The 24623-nt window shown below is 64.1% G+C and carries 21 protein-coding genes; 10 read left to right on the top strand and 11 right to left on the bottom strand.

Annotated elements, in window-relative coordinates:
- The first annotated feature begins 295 nt into the window (after positions 1–295).
- Both J4D52_RS01335 and J4D52_RS01330 read left to right on the top strand, forming a co-directional pair.
- The gene (locus J4D52_RS01335; protein WP_063428148.1) at positions 296–1963 is read left to right on the top strand and encodes a collagen-like triple helix repeat-containing protein; all 1668 of its coding nucleotides are present in this window, start codon (positions 296–298) and stop codon (positions 1961–1963) included.
- 198 nt (positions 1964–2161) lie between these two features.
- A complete protein-coding gene (locus J4D52_RS01330; protein ID WP_063428146.1) occupies positions 2162–3832 on the top strand; it encodes a ShlB/FhaC/HecB family hemolysin secretion/activation protein in 1671 nt (556 codons plus the stop codon).
- Between the two features lie 63 nt (positions 3833–3895).
- Here J4D52_RS01330 and J4D52_RS01325 read toward each other — a convergent pair whose 3' ends face one another.
- The 3 genes from J4D52_RS01325 to J4D52_RS01315 all read right to left on the bottom strand — a co-directional run bounded on the left by J4D52_RS01325 (position 3896) and on the right by J4D52_RS01315 (position 7186).
- Positions 3896–6277: an autotransporter outer membrane beta-barrel domain-containing protein gene (locus tag J4D52_RS01325; protein WP_063428144.1), complete on the bottom strand. Its 2382-nt coding sequence runs from the start codon at positions 6275–6277 to the stop codon at positions 3896–3898.
- Positions 6278–6467: 190 nt separating this feature from the next.
- Entirely contained in the window at positions 6468–6881 is a 414-nt protein-coding gene (locus tag J4D52_RS01320) for a response regulator (protein ID WP_025807936.1), read from the bottom strand.
- 68 nt (positions 6882–6949) lie between these two features.
- The gene (locus J4D52_RS01315) at positions 6950–7186 is read right to left on the bottom strand and encodes a Flp family type IVb pilin (protein WP_063428143.1); all 237 of its coding nucleotides are present in this window, start codon (positions 7184–7186) and stop codon (positions 6950–6952) included.
- Positions 7187–7509: 323 nt separating this feature from the next.
- Here J4D52_RS01315 and cpaB point away from each other — a divergent pair, with 323 nt between their 5' ends.
- From cpaB to J4D52_RS01285, 6 genes are read left to right on the top strand one after another with little or no spacing between them, the layout of a single operon-like run.
- Positions 7510–8448 carry a Flp pilus assembly protein CpaB gene (gene cpaB / locus J4D52_RS01310; RefSeq protein ID WP_063428141.1) on the top strand — a complete coding sequence of 313 codons (939 nt, stop codon included), beginning with the start codon at positions 7510–7512 and terminating at the stop codon, positions 8446–8448.
- 20 nt (positions 8449–8468) lie between these two features.
- Positions 8469–8627 carry a hypothetical protein gene (locus J4D52_RS01305; protein WP_164485745.1) on the top strand — a complete coding sequence of 53 codons (159 nt, stop codon included), beginning with the start codon at positions 8469–8471 and terminating at the stop codon, positions 8625–8627.
- A complete protein-coding gene (locus tag J4D52_RS01300) occupies positions 8624–9814 on the top strand; it encodes a pilus assembly protein (protein WP_063428139.1) in 1191 nt (396 codons plus the stop codon). The genes J4D52_RS01305 and J4D52_RS01300 overlap by 4 nt, the downstream gene beginning before the upstream one ends.
- The gene (locus J4D52_RS01295; protein ID WP_102675996.1) at positions 9811–11085 is read left to right on the top strand and encodes a CpaF family protein; all 1275 of its coding nucleotides are present in this window, start codon (positions 9811–9813) and stop codon (positions 11083–11085) included. The genes J4D52_RS01300 and J4D52_RS01295 overlap by 4 nt, the downstream gene beginning before the upstream one ends.
- A gap of 18 nt (positions 11086–11103) precedes the next feature.
- Complete coding sequence (locus J4D52_RS01290) at positions 11104–11988, top strand: type II secretion system F family protein (protein WP_102675995.1); 885 nt, start codon at positions 11104–11106, stop codon at positions 11986–11988.
- A 1-nt stretch (position 11989) separates the two neighbouring features.
- On the top strand, positions 11990–12877 hold the full coding sequence (locus J4D52_RS01285) for a type II secretion system F family protein (protein WP_102675994.1): 888 nt from the start codon (positions 11990–11992) through the stop codon (positions 12875–12877).
- A 95-nt stretch (positions 12878–12972) separates the two neighbouring features.
- Here J4D52_RS01285 and J4D52_RS01280 read toward each other — a convergent pair whose 3' ends face one another.
- Positions 12973–13761 (bottom strand): response regulator transcription factor, encoded by a 789-nt coding sequence (locus tag J4D52_RS01280; RefSeq protein ID WP_025807945.1) that lies wholly within the window; start codon positions 13759–13761, stop codon positions 12973–12975.
- A gap of 124 nt (positions 13762–13885) precedes the next feature.
- The gene (locus tag J4D52_RS01275; protein ID WP_053277286.1) at positions 13886–14356 is read right to left on the bottom strand and encodes a prepilin peptidase; all 471 of its coding nucleotides are present in this window, start codon (positions 14354–14356) and stop codon (positions 13886–13888) included.
- A gap of 75 nt (positions 14357–14431) precedes the next feature.
- On the opposite strand from J4D52_RS01275, the gene J4D52_RS01270 reads away from it, so the two are divergent.
- Positions 14432–14878 carry a TadE/TadG family type IV pilus assembly protein gene (locus J4D52_RS01270; protein WP_102675993.1) on the top strand — a complete coding sequence of 149 codons (447 nt, stop codon included), beginning with the start codon at positions 14432–14434 and terminating at the stop codon, positions 14876–14878.
- The gene (locus J4D52_RS01265) at positions 14875–17643 is read left to right on the top strand and encodes a PAS domain-containing sensor histidine kinase (RefSeq protein WP_102675992.1); all 2769 of its coding nucleotides are present in this window, start codon (positions 14875–14877) and stop codon (positions 17641–17643) included. The genes J4D52_RS01270 and J4D52_RS01265 overlap by 4 nt, the downstream gene beginning before the upstream one ends.
- Here J4D52_RS01265 and J4D52_RS01260 read toward each other — a convergent pair.
- From J4D52_RS01260 to pbpC, 6 genes are all read right to left on the bottom strand, one after another.
- The gene (locus J4D52_RS01260) at positions 17628–19553 is read right to left on the bottom strand and encodes a TadG family pilus assembly protein (RefSeq protein WP_102675991.1); all 1926 of its coding nucleotides are present in this window, start codon (positions 19551–19553) and stop codon (positions 17628–17630) included. The genes J4D52_RS01265 and J4D52_RS01260 overlap by 16 nt on opposite strands.
- 168 nt (positions 19554–19721) lie before the next feature.
- Positions 19722–20279 (bottom strand): DUF4136 domain-containing protein, encoded by a 558-nt coding sequence (locus tag J4D52_RS01255; protein WP_102675990.1) that lies wholly within the window; start codon positions 20277–20279, stop codon positions 19722–19724.
- Between the two features lie 112 nt (positions 20280–20391).
- Positions 20392–21003, bottom strand: coding sequence for a DUF4136 domain-containing protein (locus tag J4D52_RS01250; protein ID WP_102675989.1), 612 nt, complete (start codon positions 21001–21003; stop codon positions 20392–20394).
- 12 nt (positions 21004–21015) lie between these two features.
- Positions 21016–21765, bottom strand: coding sequence for a methyltransferase (locus J4D52_RS01245; protein ID WP_063428127.1), 750 nt, complete (start codon positions 21763–21765; stop codon positions 21016–21018).
- Positions 21765–22067: a MazG-like family protein gene (locus J4D52_RS01240; RefSeq protein ID WP_009041990.1), complete on the bottom strand. Its 303-nt coding sequence runs from the start codon at positions 22065–22067 to the stop codon at positions 21765–21767. Before J4D52_RS01240 ends, J4D52_RS01245 begins: the two co-directional genes overlap by 1 nt.
- Before the next feature lie 66 nt (positions 22068–22133).
- Positions 22134–24488, bottom strand: coding sequence for a peptidoglycan glycosyltransferase PbpC (gene pbpC / locus J4D52_RS01235; protein WP_219736128.1), 2355 nt, complete (start codon positions 24486–24488; stop codon positions 22134–22136).
- Between the last annotated feature and the right edge of the window lie 135 nt (positions 24489–24623).

Raw genomic sequence — 24623 nt, 5'->3', positions numbered from 1 at the left:
TTAATTGTATATATATAACTTTCGTCAAAGCGCCCAGAGACCCTGCAAATAAAAAACACAAAGCACTGATTAGCAAGGATTTAATAAAAACACTTCCTCCCACCACACCTTTGGTATTAGTCCCTCCGCAGGAACGAAAACAGCCGATATATAAGTTGTTAATACCAAGTTGAGAATGGTGAAAAAAAGTACTTGGACCTTTTATAGCGACAACGGACGAAAACATCTCCAGCAACAGAACTGGGGAGTTATCGAAAACAACAAAACGTTGTAACAGGTGCAAGGAATCTCACTCATGAAAACTCAAGTCTGGTTGAAAACAAGCACAGCACTGGCCCTGATCCTGGCCCTTGGCCTGACCGGCTGCAGCAGCGGCGGTGGCGGTCACAAGAGCAGCTCCGGCAGCTCCTCGCCTGACAGCGCGGCAGGTACCGACAGCGGTGCCGGTGGTTCTGGCGGGTCCGGCGACGGTTCGGGCGGTACTGGCGGAACCGGTGGCGGTACCGCAGGCACAGGCGGAACCGACGGAACAGGTGGTGGCACCGCAGGCACAGGCGGGACCGGTGGAATTGGCGGCGGTACGGGTGGCACAGGTGGGACCGGCGGCGGCACTGCAGGGACGGGTGGCACAGGTGGCGGTACAGGTGGAGGTGGCGGCACCGATCCGACCAACCCAACGGATCCGACCGACCCGACTACACCTAGCACCACCCCGTTGGTCACCTCGACCCTGGTGTCTGACCTCGGTACCACCATCAGCGGCGTCGGTGATGGTGTCAGCACCCTCAGCAGCGCGCTGGCCCCACTTCCAGTAGTCGGTGGTGTACTGCAAAGCGCGGTGAACACCACCGGCAATGTGGTCGACACCCTAGGCGATGGCCTGACCAACGGCCTCGGCCAACTGGGCAGCGATCCACTGGCCTTGAGCAAGACCACGGCCATAGTCGGCAACGTGGTGACAGATGTCGGCGGTGGCGTCTCGGACCTCAGCGGCAAATTGAGCACCGCGACCAGCAGCATTCCCCTGGTCGGCGGTGTGGTCACCAAAGTGGCCCCGGTACTCGATGGCGTCGGTGACAAGGTCACCATGCTGGGCAACACCCTGACCGGTGTCACCAGCAGCGGTCCGTTGGGCTCGCTGACCAACAGTGTGGGCAACAATGCCCTGGTCCCGATAGTGACTTTGACCGAAGGCCTGACCGGCAAGGTGGCCAGTGCCACAGGTCTGAGCGCCCCGGTCGGCGGCCTGATCGACAAGGTGGCGACGACCGTCGACGGCCTGGGCGACAAGGTCACCGTCGCCGGTAATGGCAATCCATTGACCAACACCCTGGGCGGCACCCTGAACAACGTTGCCACCACTCTTGGCGATACCGGGGGCCTGGCTACCACGACCGCTCCGGGCACCGGTGGCGGAACCATCGGCGGCGCCGGCCTGCTGGAAACCGTCGGCGGTGCGGTGGTCAACCTGGGTAACGGCTTGAATGCCGGCAACACCAATACAGTGGTCAGTGCCGCGGGTGTAAGTGGAGCCTCGGTCGGCAACGTAGTGGCCTCGGTGGGTGGCGCCCTGGGCGGCACCGGTGTGGCCAATGTCGGCGCCACTGCGCCACTGGCCGGCGTCGGCGCCACGGTCGGTGCGGCGTTGAACCCGGTCACCACTACCGTCACCGGCCTGACCCAGCAAGTAGGCGCCACAACCGGAGTGGACAGCCCCGTCGCTGGTCTGCTCACCCAGGTAGGCGGCGCCGTCAGCACGGTAGGCACCAGCATCACGGCCAGCGCCCCCTACCCTGTGGTGAGTACCGTCGGCCAGACCGTCAACACCCTGGGCGCTACCGTTGCCACGGTCGGGACCCTGGTCGACGGTGGCACCACCAGCGGCAGCGGGACCACGGGTACCACCGGCGCACTGGGCGGTGTACTCGGTGGCTTGACCGGAGCCCTGGGCGGCAGCCGATAAGCGTTTTGCACCTGGCCGATTCGACGGCCCTACCTACAGCGCCTACGCTTGGTTGGAGACGAGGGATTCGATTGAGTCTCTCGTCTTTTTCTTGTCTGGAGCATGACGGTTGCAGTACTTGATCAAGGCCAAGACCCTGACAAGCGCCGCCGACTGAAGTACCTCTCGCGTTGCTGTGACTTGACCATGGAGTGTCCTATGCGCGCTTTGGCTCCCTTGCTGTTAGTCTCGCTTTGCTCATACGTCCACGCCGAAAACCTTCCCAGCTTTCTCAATAGCAACGAAACCATCCGCAACCTGCCGGTGCCCAACCTGCCGGCCGACGCCTATCGCCCCACGACCCCGGCGCCCAAGCTGGCGCCACCCACGGTGCCCCAGGCCCAGCCCCTGATGATGGGCACCACCATCAACGTCAGCACGGTGCAGATCGAAGGCGGCACCCTCTACCCGCTGAACGAGCTGGCGGAGATCTACAAGCCGCTGATCGGCCATGAAAGCACCCTGGGGCAACTGATCGAAGCCACCCGGGAAATCACCCGTCGCTACCAGCAGGACGGCTACCTGTTGTCCTATGCATTCCTGCCGCAACAGAGCTTCGACCAGGGCACCGTGCGCGTGGTCCTGGTGGAGGGCTATATCAAGGACTATCAACTGCAGGGCGATATCGGCCCGGTCTCGGCCTACCTCGACAAACTGGTGGCAAAACTCAAGGCCGAACGGCCGCTGACCCGCAAGACCTTCGAGCACTACACCACCCTGATGAGCCGCATTCCCGGGGTCACCCTGCAAGCCCAGGTGCCGCCACCGGGAACCACCGACGGCGCGGCCTACCTGATTGCCCAGGCCAGCCGCAAACCCTTCACCAGCAGCCTCAGCACCACCGACGACAACCGCAATGGCCTGCAGGCCCTGTTGGCGGTCAGCAGCAACTCACAGACCTCCATGGGTGAGCAGGTGACCCTCAGCGGTCTGTTCCCACCGGGGGACGATCACGAGCACTACTACCGCCTGGACTACAACCAGTTTCTCAATGACGAAGGCACCCAACTGAGCCTGTACGGCACGCGCTACCGCGCCGACCCGGGGACCAATGTGCGGCTCGACAACGGCCTCGAACTCAAGCCCCATCGGGAGAACGATCGCTACTCCATAGGCTTGAGCCACCCGGTCATCGCCGCGCCCAACGAGCTGCTGATCCTGGGTTCGCGCCTGTATGCGGTCAACGACAAGACCCGCTATCAAGTGGTGGGTTATCCGCAGAGCGTCGAACTGAAAACCAATATTCGCGCCCTGGCCTTCGAGGGTGACTGGCGCAAGGCCAACGAACGCCAACTGCGAATTCTCAGTGCTGGGGTGTACCAGGGGCTGGACGCCCTGGGCGCGAAAACCAACGATGACCTGTATGACCTGGACTTCTTCCGCGTGCGCCTGTCCGGCGTGCAGAGCGACAAGTTCTTCGACAACTGGCAAGGGGTGCTGTCGGCGGCCCTGTACTGGAGTCGCGACAACCTGCCCGACAGCGAGCGCGCGGTGTTCGGCGGGCAGAACTTCGGCCGCGGTTACCCCGACGACCAGGCGTCCGGCGATAAGGGCTGGGGCGCGGCCTACGAGGTGAACTACAGCTTCAATCGCGAAGACCGCTGGTTGCGAATCCTCCAGCCATACGTGGTGCTGGATCGCTCGCGGACCTGGTTCAACGAACTGCCGGTCAAGGGCAACAGCCTGTCATCGGCCGCCGTCGGCCTGCGCTTTGGCGACGCCAAGTACTACAACATCTCCCTCGAAGCGGCCAAGCCTATGTCCGATGAAGCGCTGGACACCCATAACCGCCGCCCGCGCTACACCCTGAGTTTCAGCTACCAGCTGTAAGAAGCCCCTCAAGCCAAACGAAAACGACCCGCTCGAAGGCGGGTCGTTTTGTTCAGGCGAGCATCAGAAGTCGTAGCGCACCTTGGCGGTGAAGGTGTCGGCAGAGAAGTCGGTCTTGGTCAGGTAGTTGTACGAACCGCCCAGGCTCCAGGCACCGACGCGATAGGTCGCTCCCAGGCTCGTTTCATAACTGTCGCGTACCGGCGATGCACCGCTGGTGGTGAATGGCGTGCCCCCCAGGACAAAGGTCGAGGTGGTGCTGGCCTTGTCAGCGATGAAGTCGTGCCAGGCCATGACCCTGGCTTCCGGCTCCAGGCTGCCCCGGCCCAGATCGAACGCGGCAGCCAGACGCGCGCCGATGCCCAGCTCGCCCACTTCATAACGCTGGCTGGCGACATTCAAGGCCGCCGAGCTGCCTTTTTCCCGGTACGAATCGATCATCACGTTGGCGTAACGGGCGCCGATCTGCGGTTCGAGCAGCAGGTGCCGGTCAAGGCGCAGGCTGTAGCCGGCCAGGGCATTGACGCCGAAGATTTCACTGTCGTAATTGCCCTTGGCGCGGGTGCCGGCGACGTAGCGTTTGGACTCGTTGTCGCTCCAGCCGTACATCAACGAAGCGTCGACGAAGAAGTTGTCGTGGCTCCAGTCGCCATACAGGGTCAAGGCATGGCCGGTGACATCGGTCTTGTTACCACTGGAGGATTTCACGTCGCTGTCCAGGTAGCTGTAGGCCAGGCCCAATGTGGTGTCGGCGTTGAGCTGGCCATCGGCACCCACGGCGATCCCGTGGCTGTTGGCGTCATAACCCTCGACGCCCTTGCGGCTGTCCTGGTCGGCGTCACTGGACAGCGCCTGGAGCCACACGCCCTTCTCGGCCAGCACGTCGCCCGAAGACAAGCCATTGCGAGCGCTGCTGGAGCGGTTGGTGATCACGTTGTTGACCAGGTTCTGGCCGCTGGTGGCGGCATGAATCACGCCACGACTGACATCCGGGCCCAGGGTCTCGGAGAGCCTGGCCAGCTCGGTATCCGAGGAGGCGCTGGCAAAGGCGCGGAACACCGGATCGTTTTCATCGAGCCGTGTCATCAGGCTGTTCGCCAGCGGCTTGATGGCGTTCGCGGCGTTTTGCGAGCCGTCCGCCTGGATGATGTTCTCCTCGACCACCGCCGCGTTCTTGGTGGTGACCAGCGCCTTCAGGTCATTGCCTTCGATGCCGAAGCTTTTGACTTCCAGCAACGCGGACGACGACACCACATTGGCGTTCTGCGGGTCTTCCCAACTGCCGGTGTTGATCAGGGTGTAGCGTGTGCCATCGGCACCGGTACGGAAATCGTTGGAGCGTGCCGCCAGCTCTACGCGGCTTCCCTCGCTGAAATAGGTCGCGCCCGTGACCTTGAGGATCGGCGTCGTGGGGTTGGTATCCTTGTCCAGCAGCAAGCGCAGGGTGGCGGTCGAAGAGTCCAGGTCGAGCCCACCATCGAGGGTGGTTTGCGCACGCAGCAACGTCAGGCGGCCGCCATCGATGTCCACGTAGCCGGCACGAATGGTCGAGCCGTCGAAGGACACATCGCCTTTGACCAGCACACCGGAAAGCCCGAGCAGATCACCTTTGACCTGGCCGCCCCGCCAGTAGAAATAAGCGTTCTTCTGGTCAGCCTGGATCGCCGCGGTGCCCCCTTCGATCAGGCCGGAGGTCTGGGTGATGGAGAACTGCGGAGCAGTGCTGGCGAAGCTGATCAGATGTACGCCGATACCATCGGCAGCAATCGTGCCGCTGTTTTTGATAGCGCTGGAAGCACCGATAGTTGAGCCGCTGGCGGTGGCATTTTCGATTTCGATGCCCTTGGCGTTCTGTCCACGCGCAGTGATAGTGCCGGTATTGTCGATGCCGGTTTGGGTCGCGAACATCAACAGCCCGTAGGCGTCCTCGCCCTTGACCGCAATCGTTCCCTTGTTCAGCACCTGGCCGGTGATGCTCGACTGGTAGAGATCCACACCCACGGCACTCGGGGCCGACACAAAAATATCGCCTTCGTTGATCAGGTTGCCACCGATGCGGCTGCCGAAATGCAGGATGCCGTTCGGCAAGACAGACGTATCCAGACCGTCGATCCGGACCGAACCGCGGTTGATGAAATCGCCGGCAAAGGTCGAAGCAGTCGCCGCCTGGGAAGCGAAGAGCAACCCGGCCTGGGTCGAGCCGCTGCTGAAGTTGACCGCCCCCTCATTGATAAAACTGCCCTGGACCGTCAGCCCCCTGAAATCCGCGCCGGTGTTCTGCGAGCTCCCGCTCAACAGCACATTGCCGAAGGTCTGCAGCGTGCTGTTCAAGGCACCGCCACCGAGGTCGTAGTTCAGGTCCGCCGCCATCGACGATGGTGCATGGGTCGCGGCGGCAGCCACAGACAGCGCCAACAACGAGCGGCGCAGGAATGAAGTATTCAATGGGATATCCCTTCCAGAAACACGGACGACAGGTTTCAGCAGGCGCGCCGGCGTCTTTCAGGCATCCCTACCGGCTTGTCGGCAAACGCCCGGACAAGCGGCGGCAAATGTACAGGAGCCATCATTGTGACACTATCAAAAAGTCAAACTGACAGCGCCAAAAGCCGGGCGCTTGGAAGGGCGGGAAGGTTCAGGGATTGACCAGGTGGATGCGCGGTTGCGGGAACAGGGTGTTCAGGGTTTCCAGCAGGCGCACGTGGTAGATGGGTTTGCGGAACAGGTCCAGCACTTGAAGGCGCAGCAGGTCGCTGACGTCATCCATGTCGGCATGACCCGAGGTGACGATCACCGGCAGGTGTTGGCGGGACGTGTGATCGCGCAGTCGCCTGATCAGCGACAGGCCACTCTCCTCCGGCATGCGCAGGTCGGTGATGACCAGCGCAATGTCCGGGTGTTGAGTGAGATGGGCCAGGGCGAGCTTGACCGAGGTCGCGGTGAAGCAGCAGAAGCCTTCGCCTTCCAGCAGCTCGGCCAGCTCGAGCAGAGCGTCCTCTTCATCGTCCACGAGAAGAAGCTGCTGGCGTGGAAACGAAGAGGAGCTCATGGGCAATACCTGAAAGTCTGCGTACTGAGGGTATCGACGCCTCGATAAAGCCTTGAGGACCTGTGTTACTAGCTACCACCACTAGGAGCAGCAGCGGTAGTGTCGCCCTCCAACGCCCCTTGCAGGGTCGTGAAGGTGTTGGTGATAGCGCTCGAAATGTCGGGTACGAATGCCGCGATGGCCACGGCCACCATGCCGGCGATAAGTGCGTATTCGATCCCTGACGCCCCCTCGTTGTTCTTGAGGAAACGCAGGAGCCGGGAGGCCAGAAGGGTGATCCATTGGGTAGCGAGAATGAAGAACATCTAATTTCTCCTCAATGCATCGGGTGTTGCAGCGTTGCAACATGATTCCCCTGTGCCACCACAGCATTGTCAACAAACTTCCAGCCAACAACTGTAAGAACTGATTAATCATTAAGTATTAGTTCGGCCCTTTGACGTCAAAAAAACGCGACATCGGACAGAGGTGCGGATGAACCCAGTTATTTTCTCAGCAGTAATGGCGTTTTGTTGCAGCTGTTCTACCTTCAAATAGCGAAATAGTTGCATGTTCATAGCTGCCTGATTGCGAAATTGGCTCGTTGGAATTTGCGAGTCGGTGATGCAGCGGGAAAGGGAGAGCCGTCATGAACAGTCGTATCACTATGGGGTTGGCTGGGGTGTTTCTGGTGGGGGCCCTCATTGCCGGTTACTGGGGTGTGGCATTGAGTCGTCGGCCCGCAGCGGAACCTGTAGCGCAGCCTTCCCCCGCCATCGTGCAAACCGTCACTGCCTCCGCCGAAGATGCGACCCGCCAACCCGTCGCGGTGCTGGTACGCGACATACCTCCGTTCGTTCCCATCAAGGCCGCCGATGTCGCTCTGGAACGGCTGCGCACTGCCCCCGCCGGTAGCCTCAAAAGCCTCGATCAGGTCATCGGACGTACTCCATGGCGGGCACTGTCGGCGGGGACCTGGCTGAGCGAGGAAAGCTTCGAAGCCGGTGGCAGCGTGGCCCGCATGATCCGTCCCGATGAGCGCGCCCTGGCGGTCGCGGTAGACGAAGTCATCGGCGCCAGCGGGCAGCTGAGCCCTGGCGACTACGTCGATGTGCTGCTGTTCCTGCGCCAGGACAGCAACAACCTGCTGCCCTCGGCCCAGGTCGTGGTACCGGCCCTGCGAGTGCTTGGCATCGGTGAGCAACTGGGCCTGACCAACGATGGCAAGCCGGGCTCGCCGCCCGCGAGTCCCGAGGAAAAACTCAAACAGGATCAGCGTCGCCTGAACGCGCGCAGCGTGTTGCTGGCCGTCCCGGAACCCTTGCTGAGCCGCTTGATGCTCGCGGCTCAAGCCGGCGTTCTGCGCCTGGCGGTACGCAGCGCCGACGAGAAACGCCTGGCGCATTACTGGGCGGGCAAAAAAAGCGCGTCGAAGCAGCTGCAAAACCTCGACAGGTCGTTGATCCAGTTCAACCAGCTGGCCCTGTCCACGCCCCCTCCCTCCAGCGCCAGAACGTTCGACGCCGCAGCGCGTCGCGCCCAGATAGAAGTCATACGCGGCATCGAAGCGAGCCAACAAACACCCTGATCATGCAAGGACACTTCTTCATGTCCAATGATTGCCAGCCCCTGTGCAAAGGCCTGATCCGGGCCCTGATGTCGAGCGGTGTACCTGTCCAGGGCGACGTGCCGCTGCGCAACCATGACCCGGACTGGTACTCCCTGGAAAACCGCAACTTCAATCAACGCAGTGGGCTATCGCAATGAGTCAGAACCTGAGCCAGACCTTCCTCGCGATCACCCGCAACGGCACCGACCTGGAATGGTTGCAAGGCGCCCTGGCGCCACTCGGGCAGGTGGTCAGTGCGGGCAGCGGCAGCCTCGACGAGTTGCTGGCGCTGGTGGATGTAACGTGCGCCAGCCTGGTCTTCGTCGGCCTCGATCGCGAGCATGTGGTCACCCAGGCGGCGCTGATCGAGGGCGCTCTGGAGGCCAAGCCGATGTTGGCCATCGTCGCCCTGGGCGACGGCATGGACAACCAACTGGTACTCAACGCCATGCGCGCCGGGGCCCGCGATTTCGTGGCCTACGGCTCGCGCTCCAGCGAGGTGGCCGGCCTGGTACGGCGCCTGAGCAAACGCCTGCCCCAGGTCACGCCGAGCACCCAGCTCGGCGGCCTGACCGTGCTCTACGGCACCCAGAGCGATGCCGATGGCGCCCTGCTCGCCAGCCACCTGGCGCTGGTGGTACAGAAGAGCGGCCAGCAGACCCTGCTGCTCGACCTGGGCCTGCCGCGCGGCGACAGCCTGGCGCTGCTGGGGCTGGAAAGTTCGTTCCACTTCGGCGATGCCTTGCGCCATCTGCGACGCCTGGATACGACCCTGATCGACAGTGCCTTCACCAGCACCGAAGCCGGGCTGCGGATCCTGGCCTATGCCGACCATGACGAGCCGCTGGAGCGCACCAGCGCCGCCGAGTTGTACATGCTGCTCAGCGCCTTGCGCCAGCACTTCCAGCACATAGTGGTGAACCTCACCGGCCAACCGGACAGCGAAGCCCTGCGTACCTTCGTCGGCCATTGCGACAAGTTGCTCTGGTACACCGACCAGAGCGTGCTCGACTGCCGCCGCAACCTCGCGGTGCTCAACCTCTGGCGCGAAAAAGGCATGAAGCTGGAACACGCCCGCCTTCTGCTCGACCGCTACCTGCGTGGGGTCGCGCCAGATGCGGAAACCCTGGGCAAGACCTTTGCCCTGGAAGTGATCGCGGTCCTGGCCTATAGCCCCGAGGTCCGTCTCAACGCGAAAAACCAGGGCGTCACGCTGTTCGAACTGGCCCCTCGCGAAGGCCTGACCCAAGCCCTGAAGACCCTCGGCGAGCGCCTGGCCAGACGCTCCCAAGGGCTGCCCACGGCAAAGCCCGGCTGGTTCGAGCGCCTCAGGGGAAGTAGATGAGCAGAGAAAAACTTTTCGGCGCCCAGCCCCACAACACGGTCGGCAACACCGATCACGAGGGCCTGAAGCTGGTGCTGCATCGCTACGTCATCGACGCCATCGAAGAGTCGGGGAAAAACCTGCTGGAAGGTTCGCGCCAGGCGTTGGCGCACTTCATTACCGACAAGGTGGCCGAGTACATCTCCCGCCTGCACCTGGCAATTTCCCGCTATGAAATGGAGCGCCTGGCCGAAGAACTGGTGGATGAACTCACCGGTTTCGGCCCGCTGGAAGTGTTGCTGCGCGACCCGGCGGTGACCGAGATCCTGGTCAATGGCCCGCACCGGGTGTTCGTCGAGCGCGATGGCGTGCTGCACCAGAGCGACCTGCGTTTCATCGATGCGCACCATGTGGAGCGGGTCATGCAACGCATCCTCGCGCCCCTGGGCCGACGCCTCGACGAGTCCTCGCCCATGGTCGATGCGCGGATGCCCGACGGTAGCCGGGTCAACGCGATCATCCCGCCGATCGCCCTGGATGGCCCCTGCCTGTCGATCCGCAAATTCCGCAAGGACATGCTCAAGAGCAGCGACCTGATGGCCATGCAGACCATCGACCAGGCGATCTTCGAATTCGTCCAGGAGGCCGTGGGCAAGCGTTGCAACATCCTGATCAGCGGCGGCACCGGCACCGGCAAGACCACCCTGCTGAATATTCTCAGCCAGTTGATCAACCCTCACGAGCGCCTGGTGACCATCGAGGACGTGGCCGAACTGCAACTGGGCCATCCCCATGTGGTGCGCCTGGAAACCCGCCCGCCGAACGCCGAAGGGCATGGCGAGGTCAAGGCCAGCGACCTGATCCGCAACGCCCTGCGCATGCGCCCGGACCGGATCATCCTCGGCGAGATCCGTGGCGTCGAAGTACTCGATGTGCTGACGGCGATGAACACCGGCCACGACGGTTCCATGAGCACCGTGCACGCCAACAATGCCCAGGATGCCCTGCTGCGCCTGGAAACCCTGGTGGGCCTGACCGGGCGCCAGGTGGCCGAACGCACCCTGCGGCAGATGATCTGCGCGGCCCTGGACGTGGTGATTCAACTGACGCGCCTGCCCGATGGCCGGCGCTGCGTCAGCGAGGTGGTGGAAGTGGTCGGCGTGCGCGAGAACATTTACGTCACCAACACCCTGTTCCGTCTGAACCGACGTAGCGGTTTCGGCTTTCTGCGCGAAGCGGCCAACCCCGCTGGCGACAAGCTGCGACGCGACGCCGACCTGCCCGTCAACTGAGCCAGGGAGCGCCACCGCATGCTAGGTCCCGTGCTGCTTGCCCTCCTGTGCCTGACCCTGCTGGGGCTGTCGGGCTGGATGTTCTACAGCGGCCTGCGCCAGGCCCGCACTGCCCGGGTGCTCGACCGCCTGGCCCAGGGGCAACCGCAACCGAGCGTGGAAAAGACCTCCTGGAACCGACTCGAAAGGGCCTTTCTGCGCGCCGGCCTCGGTCGTCCCACCGAACGCCTGGGGCTATGGCTGGTGGTCTGGGCGGTGGGCTGCATACTCGGGTATGGGCTGGGCAAATGGCCGGGGCTGCTCGCCCTGCTCGTCGCACCGCCCCTGCTGCTGCGCCTGTATATCAGCTGGCTGTACCGGCGGCGCCTCAAGCGCATGATCGAACAGCTGCCGCCATTGCTCGACCATGCCGTGCGCAGCCTCAAGTCGGGACGCACCCTGGCCGACGCGGTGCTGGGTGGCATCGAGGCCGCCGACAATCCGTTGCAGCACGCCATGGGCCGGGTCCAACGCAACGTGCAGCTGGGGGTCAACCTGCCGGATGCGGTGGCGGACTTCGCCGAATTGTACGAGCGCGATGAACTGCGCCTGTTCGCCCTCGGGCTCAAGGTCAATCACCGCTATGGCGGCAATGCCAGCGAGCTGCTGGAAAACCTGATCAAGCTGATCCGCGAACGCGACCAGGCCGCCCGGCAACTGCGCGCCATGACCGGCGAAACCCGTATCACCGCGATGGTCCTCGCGGCCCTGCCGGTGTCACTGGCCGGCTATTTCCTGATAGCCAACCCGACCTACCTGATGAGCATGTGGAACCAGAGCGGGGGCCGGATGATGCTGCTGGCCGCCTTCGGTTTGCAGATCGTCGGCAGTGCGCTGCTCTGGCGCATGCTGCGGAGTGTTTGACATGGCAGCCTTGCTGATCAGCGCACTGTTGTTTCTCGCCGCCATGCTGCTGATGCTGAGCAGCTTGCTGGAACAGCGTCGGCGAACTCGTCAGGTGACCGAACGCCTGCAGGGGCACCTGGCGCGCGACAACAGGCTCGGCAACTGGCTGCACCTGCTGGGCGACAGCAAGATCGGCCAGCACGCGGTCAGGCTCGACAACGAAACCCAGTTGCTGCTCAACCGCCTGGGCTGGCGCAGCGCGCGGCAACGCTCACTGTTCGCCGCCTGCCAGATCGGCGTACCCGTGCTCGCCCTGGGCCTGACCCTGGTGATCCAGGGGGTGTTTTTCCCGGCGGCGAAAAACCACTGGGTCGCCCCGGTGTTCGCTCTGAGCATCGGCTACCTGCTGCCCAAGCGTCTGTTGGCCATGGCCGCCAGCAGACGGCAGAAACAACTGGCGGTCGATATCTCCACCTTCATTCCCCTGGTGCGCATCCTGTTCGAGTCGGGCATGGCGGTGGAACAGGCTCTGCGGGTGTTGAGCAAGGACGCGCAGAAACTGCTGCCGGCCCTGACCCAGGAGCTGCGTATGGTACTGGCCCGGGTGGATTCCGGCCTGGAACTGGGGGAAGAACTGAACAAGTCCGCACGGCTGCTGGCCGTCGATGAGTTCACCGACACCTGTGTGATCCTGCAACAACTGATCCACCAGGGCGGTGGGGCGATGAAGTCGTTGCAGTCGCTCAAGCTGCTGCTCGATGACCGGCGCCTGACGCGCCTGCAGGAATACATCTCGAAGATGTCGGCGAAAATGTCCGTCGTGATGATGCTGTTTCTCTTCCCGGCGTTGCTGATCGTCCTCGCCGGACCTGGTGTCAGCGCCATTGCCCGGGCTTTCGCCCAATAGATAGAAGGAAGCAGCGGCTCACACTGAATGGCAAAAGTCGGCATGCAGGACGCAACAAACCCTCGGTGCCGGGGTTTGCTGCGCGTTGAAAGGCGTCAGTGTGCGGTCACGCGCTGGCGCAACCCCGAGTTGCTGGGTGCCAGCGCCAACGCCAGCTGGGTACGGTTGTGCATATGGGTCAGACGCAGCACCTGGGACACGTAGAGCTTCACGGTGTTTTCCGTGATCCCCAGTTCACAGGCGATCTGGTAGTTGGTCTGCCCCTTGCCTACCAGGCGGGCCACATCCAGTTGCCGGGGCGATAGCTGGCTGAAGATCGCCGGGATTTCGATCTGCTCCACCTCGCCACCCTGGTCCGACGCCTGTGTCGTCGGTGATGCGAGTGGTGCGCGACGTACTTTGTCCAGGTCCTGGTAAAGGTCGTCGATGGATTCGGAAAGGAACTGCAGCTTCTGGTTCAGATGCCCCAGCTGCAGGTTTTTCTGCCGCTCCTGCAACGCCGCCTCCTGGCGTTGCAGGCCAGCCAGCAGCTCATCGAGGTCGATCGGTTTCTGGTAGTAGTCGGCGATGCCGGCGCGCAGGGCCTTGATCACATCCTGCTTGTCGGCCTGGCCGGTGAGCATGATGGCTTCGAAGACCCGATGCTTGCCGGCGATACGCTGCAGTTCCTGCACCAACTGGATGCCATCGAGATCGGGCATGTGCAGGTCGCACAGTACCAGGCCGATTTCGGCATCTTCATTGAACTGCTGGATCGCCTGACGGCTGGACTCACAAGGGACACAGCGATAACCGCTGCCTTCAAGAAACTCGCAAAGCTCTTCGACTATCAGCGACTGGTCGTCGACCACGAGTACTTTGATGCGGGATATAAGCTTGTTCACGCGCAACTCCATGCCTGGCAAGCCCAAGACGAATGCTCCTGCCCTGCCGCGTCCACCTCGGGCAGGTACAGAATAAACGTAGACTACTTTCCGACTATGTACATAGAGATAGATGGCACGACGACTAGCGGGTCCACAGCAGGGTCAGGGCCATGCCGATAAGGACAAAAGGTGCAAAGGCATAGGTTTGCCCCTGCCGCGGATCGAGGTGGCGCAAGGACCTTGCCAGCGGTTGGTCGACAGCGGGCAACAGCCTGGGCGCGAGCAGCCACCACAGGCCGCTGGCCAACGCGGCACCGATGAAGGTGCCCAACAGGTGCAAAGGGTCGGACGCCAGCCCCAGGGCCGCCAGGAGCTTCACGTCGCCGCCGCCCATCCGGCCCAGCACATAGCCCGGCACGGTCAGCAGCAACGCCAGCAACAGCGCCTTGCCCCCTTGTATCGCGTCGGCGCCCAGCCAGGTGTTGCCGGCCCATAGCAAGTAACCCAGCGCCAGCAGCGCGACCCCCAGGGTCAAGCCGTTGGCGAGATGACGCTGGCGGATATCCTGCACCGCACACAGCCCCAGCCAAGCCAATAGAATCCAATGCTGCATCGGTTAAAAAACATCCCTTCTGGCTGAATGACTCTATGCTGACATGACCTACTAGCAGTCAGGGTAGACGCCGCCGTGAAAGTGAACCTGCCTGGAAAACAAAAAGGTGCCGTGGCCATCGAATTCGCCATGGTCTTCATCATCTTTTTCGCCGTGTTTTATGGCCTGGTCAGCTACAGCGTGCCGCTTTTGATGGTGCAGTCCTTCAACAAGGCCACTGCCGAAGCGGTGCGGCGCAGCGTCGCCCTGGACCCCACCATGCCCGGTTATGACGCCGCCCTGATAGCACGCGCGAAGAACACCTTGCGCGAGCAACTGACCTGGATTCCGGAGGCCTTCGACTTCGACGCCAACAGCGCCAGCGATGCCACCGTGACTTACGCCGGCGGCCTGCTCACGGTGCGGGTCCACTACTCCAGCGACAAGCTCAGACAGGTCATCCCCTTCCTGGTGCTGCCGGGCCTGGGCAGCGTGCCCGCCCTGCCAGCGAACCTCAGCGCTCAGTCGAGTCTGCAATTTTGAGCTCGGGCGACAAACTCCTCGGGCGTTTTCTCGGCCGAACGACGCCCCAGGCGCTTCCTCCCGCGTCGCCCCTGGCCACGCCCGGGGTCGGCCTGCTGGTGCATCTGGACCACAATGCCCAGGTGCTGCAAATGACCGGCCCGCTACGCCACGCCCTGGCTCAGCCGCCGTCCGCCGAAGGGCCGGCGCCACTGCTGGATTACCTGCTGGCGCACAGCGCGCTGAGTGTCGAAGGCACCCCTGGCGACTGGCAGGGGCACGTACTCGACCTGGACTTCCATGGCGCTGGCGGGCAAACCCTGCACCTGCGCGGCTGGGTACAACCCTCCACCCAAGGCTGGCTCCTGCACCTGCTGGACATCGGCGACCTGTTGCTGGAACGCCAGCAGGCGCAGCAACGCCAGGACTGCCAGCAGTTCGCCGCGCAGATCAGCGAGCAACTGCGCCTGTGCAGCCTCTTCCGCCTGCCCGAGGTGCTGCATGAGCAACTCCATGCCCTGGCCCAGCACTGGCATATCCCCTGCCTCGCCCTGGCGCTGCTCGACGACCAGGAACAGGGCTGGCATATCCATGGTGTGTATCAGGCCCCCGATGCCCCACAGCTGTGGCACAAGGACCAGGTGCTGGGCACCGGGCTGGACAGCTTGAACGGCAATGCCCCGCAAGCGCTGACCTTCACTCAAGGCCTCGGCGACCATCCGCGCCTGCAACGTGCGTTCGGCAACAGCGAGGGTTTTGTCGTGCCCTTTCGCGACGATCACGGCGTCGCGGCCTGGCTGCTCTGCGGTTTCTACCCGGTGCGCCAGCTGGCACCGCAATTGAGCGAACGGGATTGGCTGCAATTGAGCGCCGCCCTGGCCGGGCCCTTGCTCGGACGCCTGCGCGAACAGCAACACCATCACCAGCTGGAGCGCCTGGAGGCCTTGCAAGGCTTGCTCGGCACCGGTTGGTGGGAGCTGTTCCCGCAGGGCAACGAGATCCAGCTGGCACCGCAGCTGGCCCTCAACCTGCTGCTGGAACCCCAGACCCGGCGCTTGTCGCTGCAGGCCTGGCTGGCCCTGATCCATCCCGCCGATCGCCAGGAGTTGAGCAGCCGCCTGCAGGAGTTGCGACAGGGTAAACCCCTACTGCTCTGCGTAAGGTTGCAGCGGGCTGACCCGCAGTTGCCGGCCATCTGGTACCGCCTACAGGGGCAGGCCCTGGGCATTGGCCAGAACCAGCGTTTTGTCGGTTTCATGCTGGATATCAGCGACATCAAGAACCAGGAACAACAGGCAGCCGCGGCCCACGCCCGGCTGGACAACCTGATCGCTCATTCGCCGGCGGTGATCTATGTCCAGCGCTATGTCGAGGGCGCGCTGCAGCCGACATTTTTCAGCGACAGCCTGCAGCCGCTGCTCGGCTGGAGCCTGAACGACTGCAACGACGGCGCCCTGGCAGAACGGGTGCATGCCGACGACCGTGACCGCTACTTCGAGCGCAACCGGCAACTGCTGCGCGAAGGCGCGGTGCGCAGCCGCTACCGCCTGCTCGACAGCCGTGGCGAATACCACTGGGTGCTCGACGAGGCCAGGCTGCTGCGCGACGACCTGGGCATGCCGGTCGAGGCCGTCGGCCTGTGGCTGGACGTCACCGACGCCACCCTGGCCGCCGAGCAGATACGACTCAGCGAGGAGCGCTACCGGATCCTGGTGGAAGACTCCCCCGCAATGATCTGCCGCTACCTGCCCGACCTGACCCTGACCTTCGGCAACCGGCCCCTGGCGACCTACCTGGAATGCCCGCCCGAACAACTGGCCGGGGCCAACCTCGGTGACTGGCTGTCCGCCGAACAACACACCGCCTTCGTGCAGCGCATCCGCCAGCTGACCCCGGAATTTCCGGTCAGCACCGCGGAAATCAACCTGCAACTGCCGGGGCGCGAACATGCCTGGTGGGTCTGGTCCGACCGCGGGGTATTCGATGCGCAAGGTCGTCTGCGGGAGATCCAGGCCGTCGGCCGCGACAACACCGAAGTCCGCCGCTCCCAGCTGCAACTGATGCAAAGCGCGAAGATGGCCACCCTGGGTGAAATGGCCACCGGGTTGGCCCATGAAATCAACCAGCCGCTGAATGTCATGCGCATGGCCATCGTCAACGTGCTCAAGCGCCTGAACAACGGCGAGGTGCAGCTCGACTACCTGCAGGACAAGCTCAAACGCATCGATGCCCAGGTCCAGCGGGCCGGCCGGGTGGTGGACCATATGCGGGTGTTTGGCCGCAGCTCGGAGATCGAGCAACAACCTTTCGACCCGGCCCAGGCGGTGGAAGGCTGCCTGTCGCTGCTGGCCGACGGCATGCGCGGCAAGGGCGTTGAATTGCGCATCGCGCCAATCGACTTCAAGGTGCAGGTCCGGGGGCATGTCGATCAGCTTGAGCAAGTCTTGATCAACCTGCTGGTCAATGCCCGGGATGCGCTGCTCGGCCGGCGCGAGCAGGATCCGGACTGGCGGCCCTGGATCGCGGTACGCGCCGAACATGACCCTCAGCGGGTGCGGCTGCTGGTCAAAGACAATGCCGGCGGCATCGACCCACGCCTGCTGGAGCGCATCTTCGAGCCCTTCTTTACCACCAAGCCAGTCGGCGTGGGCACCGGGCTCGGGCTCTCGGTGAGCTACGGCATAGTCGAGAACATGGGCGGACGCCTGAGCGTCAGCAACACCGACGTAGGCGCCTGTTTCTGCATCGAACTGCCGTTGGTACAGAGCGATCAGAGCACCAGATAAGCCCGACCGGTCTGGCCGCAACTGAGGTTGGCGCCCACCTCGACCTTACCCAGATCGATGCCCAGCACCGCCAGGACATTGTTCAGCAGCGGGTCCAGCAAGGGGCCGAGCAAGGTACCGATAGCGGTGGCCAGCAGGCTGACCACGCTGTTCAATGCCGTCAGCAAGGTATTGAGCACCACGCCGAGCAGACTGCCGATGGTGGGCGAATGCGGAGTCAGAGAGATGCCGGTCAGCGACTCGCGCAGGCTGCTGACCACATTGGCCGCGGTCACGCTGTGCCAATCGTCGTCCGCCAGTTCCTGCTTCATTTTCGGTGGATTGATGAAGGTGAAATTTGGCTCGTGGGTGCCAGCGATCGAGGTGTCGATCATCACCTCGCTGCCGCCGCCGGCAAACGAGACGCGCGCCCCGCAAGGGCCAGACAGCCCCTGGCAGGTCCTCGCGCCGATATCCACCAGCGGCAAGGGGCTCACGCTGACCTGAGCGGTCGAAGACGCCCAGTTGCTGGCGTCCACCCGACCGACCTTGAGCTTGACCGCGGAGGTGGTGGTGTCGACGGAAAGGCTGTTGTTGCTGTCGCTGACGCAGGTATAGCCGGTGACATGACTGTCGCCGGCCGCCACTTCGAGGCTGACATCCAGGTTCGCGCCGTTCGGCAGGATCATCAGGTCAGTCTTTACACAAGGGCCACCGAGCACACAGCTGAGATTGGCGCTGAGTACCGTATTGAGGGTGACCACCACCGGCAACAGCAGGGTATTCACCGCCTGCAACACGCTGTTGATCAGCGAGAGATCCACGCTCAGCAACGCACGCACCTGGGCGGTACGCACATAGATGCGATTGGGCCCCAGCGGGTCGGCGGCGGCCAATTCCGGGTTGCCGATGGCGAACTCGGGAGGTGACACAATCTTGACCCGGGTGGTGACGCCCGCCAGCCCCAACACACTCACTGGCAGCGTGACAGCCGCGGCGCTCTGGCTGCTGGCCAGTTGCAGGAATGCCTCGACCAGGCTCAGCAGCTGGACGTTGGCATCCAGCCCGGAGTCCTCGGTGCCGGTCTGCAACTTCAACAGGTCACCCAGTTTCACCGGAACGGTATTGATGGCAGCTGCCTTGATGCTGCCCAGGGCCGTCAGGACCTCGGCGGTGGCGCCGTTCTTCTGGGCCACGGCGATGCTGGTCTGGATCAGTTGAGTGACGTCGGTATCGACGTCGAGCAGTTCACTGTAGTTTCCGGCGCTCACATCCAGGTCAATGGCCAGTTGATTCAGGTAGCTCAGCAGGCTGATGTCGGTATCGACCAGGCCTTGCCAACCGAGCAGGCTGACATTGATCGCGCTACCCGCGAGGCCGCCGAGGGCCCCGTTCAACAGATTGAGATCGACCAGCGTGCTGCGAATCGTCAATTGCGCCAGCGGCGGTTTGGGTTGGGCTGCTACAGCCGAGGCACTCAACGAGGTCGTGGCGCTGACGGGATTGTCGGAAAACAGATTGGTTACGCCGAGGGCGATGCTGGTGGGCACCCTCTCACTGACCACCACCCGGATGGCGCTGGCCTGGCTGGCGTTGGGGCTGAAGGTGCGCAGGTTGTCGGCACCGGTCTGCAGCGAGCCACAGGTGGCTGTCAGCGGTCTGTCGTCTCCCACCGCAAAACCGTTGCGCACCGCGCTTTCTTTGGCGAAGGCCGCCGCGCTGAGTCCCGCCTGGCAATTGCCGCCCCGCGCCACCGCTTCCAGCGCGGCGTTATCGGCCACTCGCTGCAACTCACGCTGATCCAGATACAGGCGTCCGCTGTCGACCACCACCAGCGTGCACAACACCGCCGTGCCCAACGCCAACGCCCCTATCAGACCAATAGCGCCACGCTGCCGAGCCGGTCCGGAAAACTGCGTGCGGGGAAACATGGAGCACTCCTTTGCCGGCGCACTGCCGGGCGCAACCTCCGCTGGGTGAAAGGAGTGTAGTCAAGGCTGGAACACAACGCTGGCGACTTGCCAGCGCTGTGCCTGGAAAGTGGGCCGTGTGGGGCGAGAGCCTGTGTATCCCTCGCCCCGTTGCGGAAATGCAGCGACTTATTTGGGCGGATAGTTCGCCAGGATCCGGCCGACAGTCTCCCTGATCGCCGAGCTGCGATCGGCGGGGTTCGGTGTGCTGCTGAGTATCTGCTCGTCGCTGCCGCGCCACACCAGCTTGCCGTCCTTGCCATCGAGCAGGTCGATCTGGATGGTGGCGACCTTGTAGGTGATGTTGCGGGTTTCGTTGTACATCGGCGCGCCCCAGTAGCCGTTCCACGGGCCACCCCAGCCGCCGCCGTAATTGGTGGTGACCTGCTGCTGGCGGTTCTCGACGATCAGGTAAGTCTGAACGTTGAGATCAGCCTTTTTGCCCGCCGCGGCCGGACGCAGGCCGCGCTGGTCCAGTTGGTCGCTGACCGCCTGGCGGATGCGCTGTTCGGTCAGGTCGCTCTTGATCCGCGGATCGTCGGGGCGGTATTGCAGGGCGGGTTCCTTGAAGCTCCAGCTGCGATAGGCAGCGAAGTCGCGACTGGCGTCGAAGTCATGGTTGACCTGGTTGGCGGCGCAGGCGCTGAGCAGCGCGGCCAGGGCCAGTGAAGCAAGAGGGCGGAACATGATGTGTCTCCAGAAGAGCAAATGCACCTGAAGGGATGTCGCTAGGTCTGTACGAAAGTTGGCGAGCGAAGCCTGTTTTTAACCCAGCCCATCGCGCAGCTTCGTACGGAGCCTAACTAGGAGGATACGCCGCCATGGCCTTTTCCACAGCCTCGCGCAACGCATCGGCGCGCTCGCTCAGGCTGCCCTGGCTCGAGGTTTCTGCGCTGGCGCTCCACACCGGCTGGCCGCTGCCGCCGTCGAACAGGTTGACCCGTACCACCACGACTTCCACCTCGTAGGTACGCACCACAGGCACGGTGTTGTACATGCCGTAGCCGGGGCCATAGCGGTTGTAGCCATATCCACCGTAACCATAACCATAGTCGTCCTGCACCTGGCGCAGGCGCTTTTCCAGGTGCAGGTCGGCGCTGACCCACAGGTCCGCCGGGCGGTTGTCGTGCAGCGGGCGCAGGCCGCGCTGGTCGAGGGCGTTGCTGACCGCCTCGGCGACCTGCGCCGAATCGGCCCAGGCCGAGCCATTGGGCAAGCGCCCGTCGCGCCAGGCCCAGCTGCGATAGCGGCCATAGTCGCGCTGGGGCGCCGGATAGGCGCTGCGGTCGAAGGTGCCGGCCGCCTGCGGGGGCGCCGGCGGCAGTGGATTGGAACTGGCGACATAGGGGTTGGGGCTCTGGCAGGCCACCAGCCCCAGGGACATCACAAGCAAACCAGCGTGGCGTTTCATTTCGGGCTCCGCTCAAACCGGACGGCAAATCCAGTGCAGGTAACGCCCAAGCCCGGCAAAGCTTGGGTGACGACGATAGGCCAATTCCATTTCCAACAAATCCAGCAACTCGGCGCGGGCCTGGAACTCCACTGGCATGTAGTCGTGGAAAACCCGTACCCCACTCTGGGTTTCGACCTGCCACAAGCCGTCGAGTTGCGCCGCCAGCTCCCGTGGATCAAGGGGTTGTTGCGGGGTCAGGCTCTGCTTCTCGCCGGCCATGTCGTTCTTGCGCATCTTGCGAAAGTGGCCCTTGAGCAGGTTGCGATAGATCAGCGCATCGCGGTTGTAGAAGGCCAGCGACAGCCAGCCGTCCTTGGTGGTCAGTTGATGCAGCACCGGCAGGATCGCGTGGGGCTCGGCCAGCCATTCCAGCACCGCATGGCACAGCACCAGGTCGTAGGGTTCGGTGAGCTGGCCCAGCAGGTCCTGCCAGGGCGCCTGGATAAAGGTCGCCTGCTGGCCGGCCTCGGCGAAGCGCTGACGGGCGCCTTCGAGCATCGGTTCGGCCGGCTCGGCCAGGGTCACCTGGTGGCCACGCTGGGCCAGCCACAACGACATGTGCCCCAGCCCGGCGCCGATATCCAGCACCCGCAGCGGCCGGTCCGGCAAGGCTTCGGCCAGGTCGGCCTGGAGCACCGCCAGGCGGATCGCGCCCTTGGCGCCGCCGTAGATCTTTTCCGCGAAACGGGTCGCCAGCTGGTCGAAATGACGGTCGCTCATCAGCTGAACCGCCGTTCGCTGTCGGCCAGCTTGCTGCGCACCACCTGCTCCAGGTCCAGCCCCAGCTCGCTGCACAGCAGCAACAGGTACAGCACGATGTCACCGACCTCCTGGCCGGCGTGGGCCAGCTTGTCCGCCGGCAGCTGCCGCGACTGGTCTTCGCTCAGCCACTGGAAGATTTCCACCAGCTCGGCCATCTCCACGCTGGCGGCCATGGCGAGGTTCTTCGGGCTGTGAAATTGCCGCCAGTCATTGCGGTCGCGAATGGCGTGCAGGCGTTGGGTCAGTTCGTCTAGGTTCATCGGGGTCTCCTGAAGGCGTATAGCTTCGGGGGGATGGCGAATGAAGGCAAGGCCCGCACCGCCCCCTCAGTCGATAACGCTGAACTCGACCCGCGCCGTCTGCCCGCCTTCGTCCAGCACGCTCAGTTGATAAGGCCCCAAGCGTTCGAAGCTGGCGTTGATACTGTCCTGGTTGGCACTCTCGCCCAGCGGCTCGCCGTTGACGAACCACCAGCGCCGGCCGCTGCCGCCCAGGGCCGACAGCTTGAGCCGCAGCAGTTCCTGGCTGGCCGCCGGGCGACGCAAGCGATCGCCCTCGCGCACGCCGACGATGGACAAGGGCGCCGCTGCCGCCAGGACCGGCCCCGGGCACTCCGGGTCGTTGGCCGGCAGGCGCGCTTCACGCCGTTCGATGCGCGGCAGCCAGGGCTCCAGCGGCGCCGGCCACAGCGCGATATCCCGCGCCTGCGCCCCTGGGCACTTGGCGTCGACCCGCAGGCCCTTGGCATTGACCCAGACTTTTTCCAGCAGGCCGACACCCAGGGGTTGATCCGCCGCCTGCAAGGTCGGCGGCGTGGTGCCGTCCAGGGTCCAGGCGAAACGCTGGCGGCGGCAGTTCGGATCGCTGCGGCTCATGGGCTGGCCCAACGGCCAACAGATCGCCGCCACCCCGACATTCATCGGCACCGGCTGCACCGGCGCGCTGATACCGCGCTGGCTATCGCGGTTGATCAGCACATCGTGCACTTGCAGCATCAAGGGCGCCGCCGAGGCCAGGCCGAACTGGCCCGGCACCGGGGTGCCGTCCGGGCGGCCGATCCAGATGCCGATCAGGTAGCGCGGCCCGACGCCAATCGCCCAGGCATCGCGAAAACCGTAACTGGTGCCGGTCTTCCAGGCCAGCACCGGGCGCTGCACCAGCTCGGCCCGCGGGTCGCGGTCCGGGCGCGCCTGGCCGCTGAGAATGCGCCGCACGATCCACGCCGAACCGGGGGACAGCAAGGGCCGCTCGCGCAACTCATCGTCCGGTTGCAGGCGGATGCTGGCGCTCTTGCCGCCACGGGCAAAGGCGCTGTAGCCGCTGACCAGGTCCTCCAGGCGGCTGCCGGCGCCGCCGAGAATCAGCGCCAGGTTCGGATCCGCCAACGCCGGCAGGGTCAGGGGCATGCCGCCGATGCGCATCTCGGCAGCAAAACGTTTCGGCCCGTAGGCTTCCAGCAGTTGCACCGCCGGCAGGTTCAGCGAGGTGGCCAGGGCCGTGCTGGCCGACACCGCGCCGCTGAAGCCCATGGAGAAGTTGCCCGGCCGGTAGTCGCCATAGCGCCGGGGCACGTCCTGCAGCAGCGATTCGGAATGGATCAGCCCGGCATCCAGCGCCATGCCATAGAGGAAGGGCTTGAGGGTCGAGCCCGGCGAGCGCATGGCGCTGATCATGTCCACATGGCCGAAGCGCCGCGCATCGTTGATATCCACCGAGCCCAGGTAGGCGCGCACGGCCATGGTCTGCGCCTCGACCACCAGGATCGCCGCCGAGGTGTGTTCCGGCAGCCGCGCGCGCCAGCCCAGCAGCAGGTCTTCCAGGCGCCGTTGCAGGTTGGCGTCCAGGGTGGTGCGGATCAGCGGCGGGCTGTCCGGACGGTTCAGCCGCCGCGCCAGCAAGGGCGCCAGGCTCGGCTCCAGGCGCGGCGCCAGCAACAAAGGTTCCTGCAAGGCTTCGTCCACCGCCGACTGCGGCCAGACCTGGAACTGCGCCAGGCGTTGCAGCACCTTGTCCCGGGCCGCCTGTGCCCGCGCGGCATGCCGGTCCGGGCGCAGCCGGCTCGGCGCTTGGGGCAGCACCGCCAGCAGCGCGGCTTCGGCGTGGGTCAGGTGCTGCGGCGACTTGCCCAGATAAGCCCAGCTGGCCGCGGCCACCCCTTGCAGGGTGCCGCCGAACGGCGCGCGGTTGAGGTAGAGCGTGAGGATCTGCTGTTTGCTCAGGTGCCATTCCAGCTGCGCGGTGCGCCACAGCTGGCGCAGCTTGCCGTGCCAGGTCCGCGAATGCGGGTCGAGCAGGCGCGCCACCTGCATCGACAGGGTGCTGCCGCCGGACAACACCCGCCCGCCCGTGAGGTTCTGCCAGGCAGCGCGCGCCAGCGCCATCGGGTTGACCCCGGGATGGCTGTAGAACCAGCGGTCTTCGTAGGTCAGCAGCGCGTCCAGGTAGTAAGGCGAGACTTCGTCGGTGCGCACCGGATACCGCCAGACCCCATTGGCATCGGCGAAGCGCCACAGTGGCGTGCCATCCTCGGCCAGCACCACCCGCGCCAGGTCATCCTTGGGCAGCGGTAGCGGCCAGATGCGGTCGGCCAGCCAGAGCACAGCCCACAGCAGCAACAGGCCGCCCAGCACAATCCGCAGGACTCGCCAGCCACGGCGGCCGCCCGGTTGCGCCGATGGCAAGTCGGGTGACCTGGCCTGGCCGGATATTCGCCCCCAGAAACTGCGCAGGCGCGATACAACTAATCGAAAAATCAAACCCGCGAACCTCTATGCTTGGAACGGAACTCGCCAGCGCGATCGATGGCCAAAGGCTCA

Source organism: Pseudomonas sp. GW460-12-10-14-TSB1 (assembly GCF_017349775.1).
Classification (GTDB): domain Bacteria; phylum Pseudomonadota; class Gammaproteobacteria; order Pseudomonadales; family Pseudomonadaceae; genus Aquipseudomonas; species Aquipseudomonas piscium.
The sequence above is the reverse complement of the archived record's forward strand: the minus strand, read 5'-3'. Positions and strand labels throughout refer to the sequence as shown.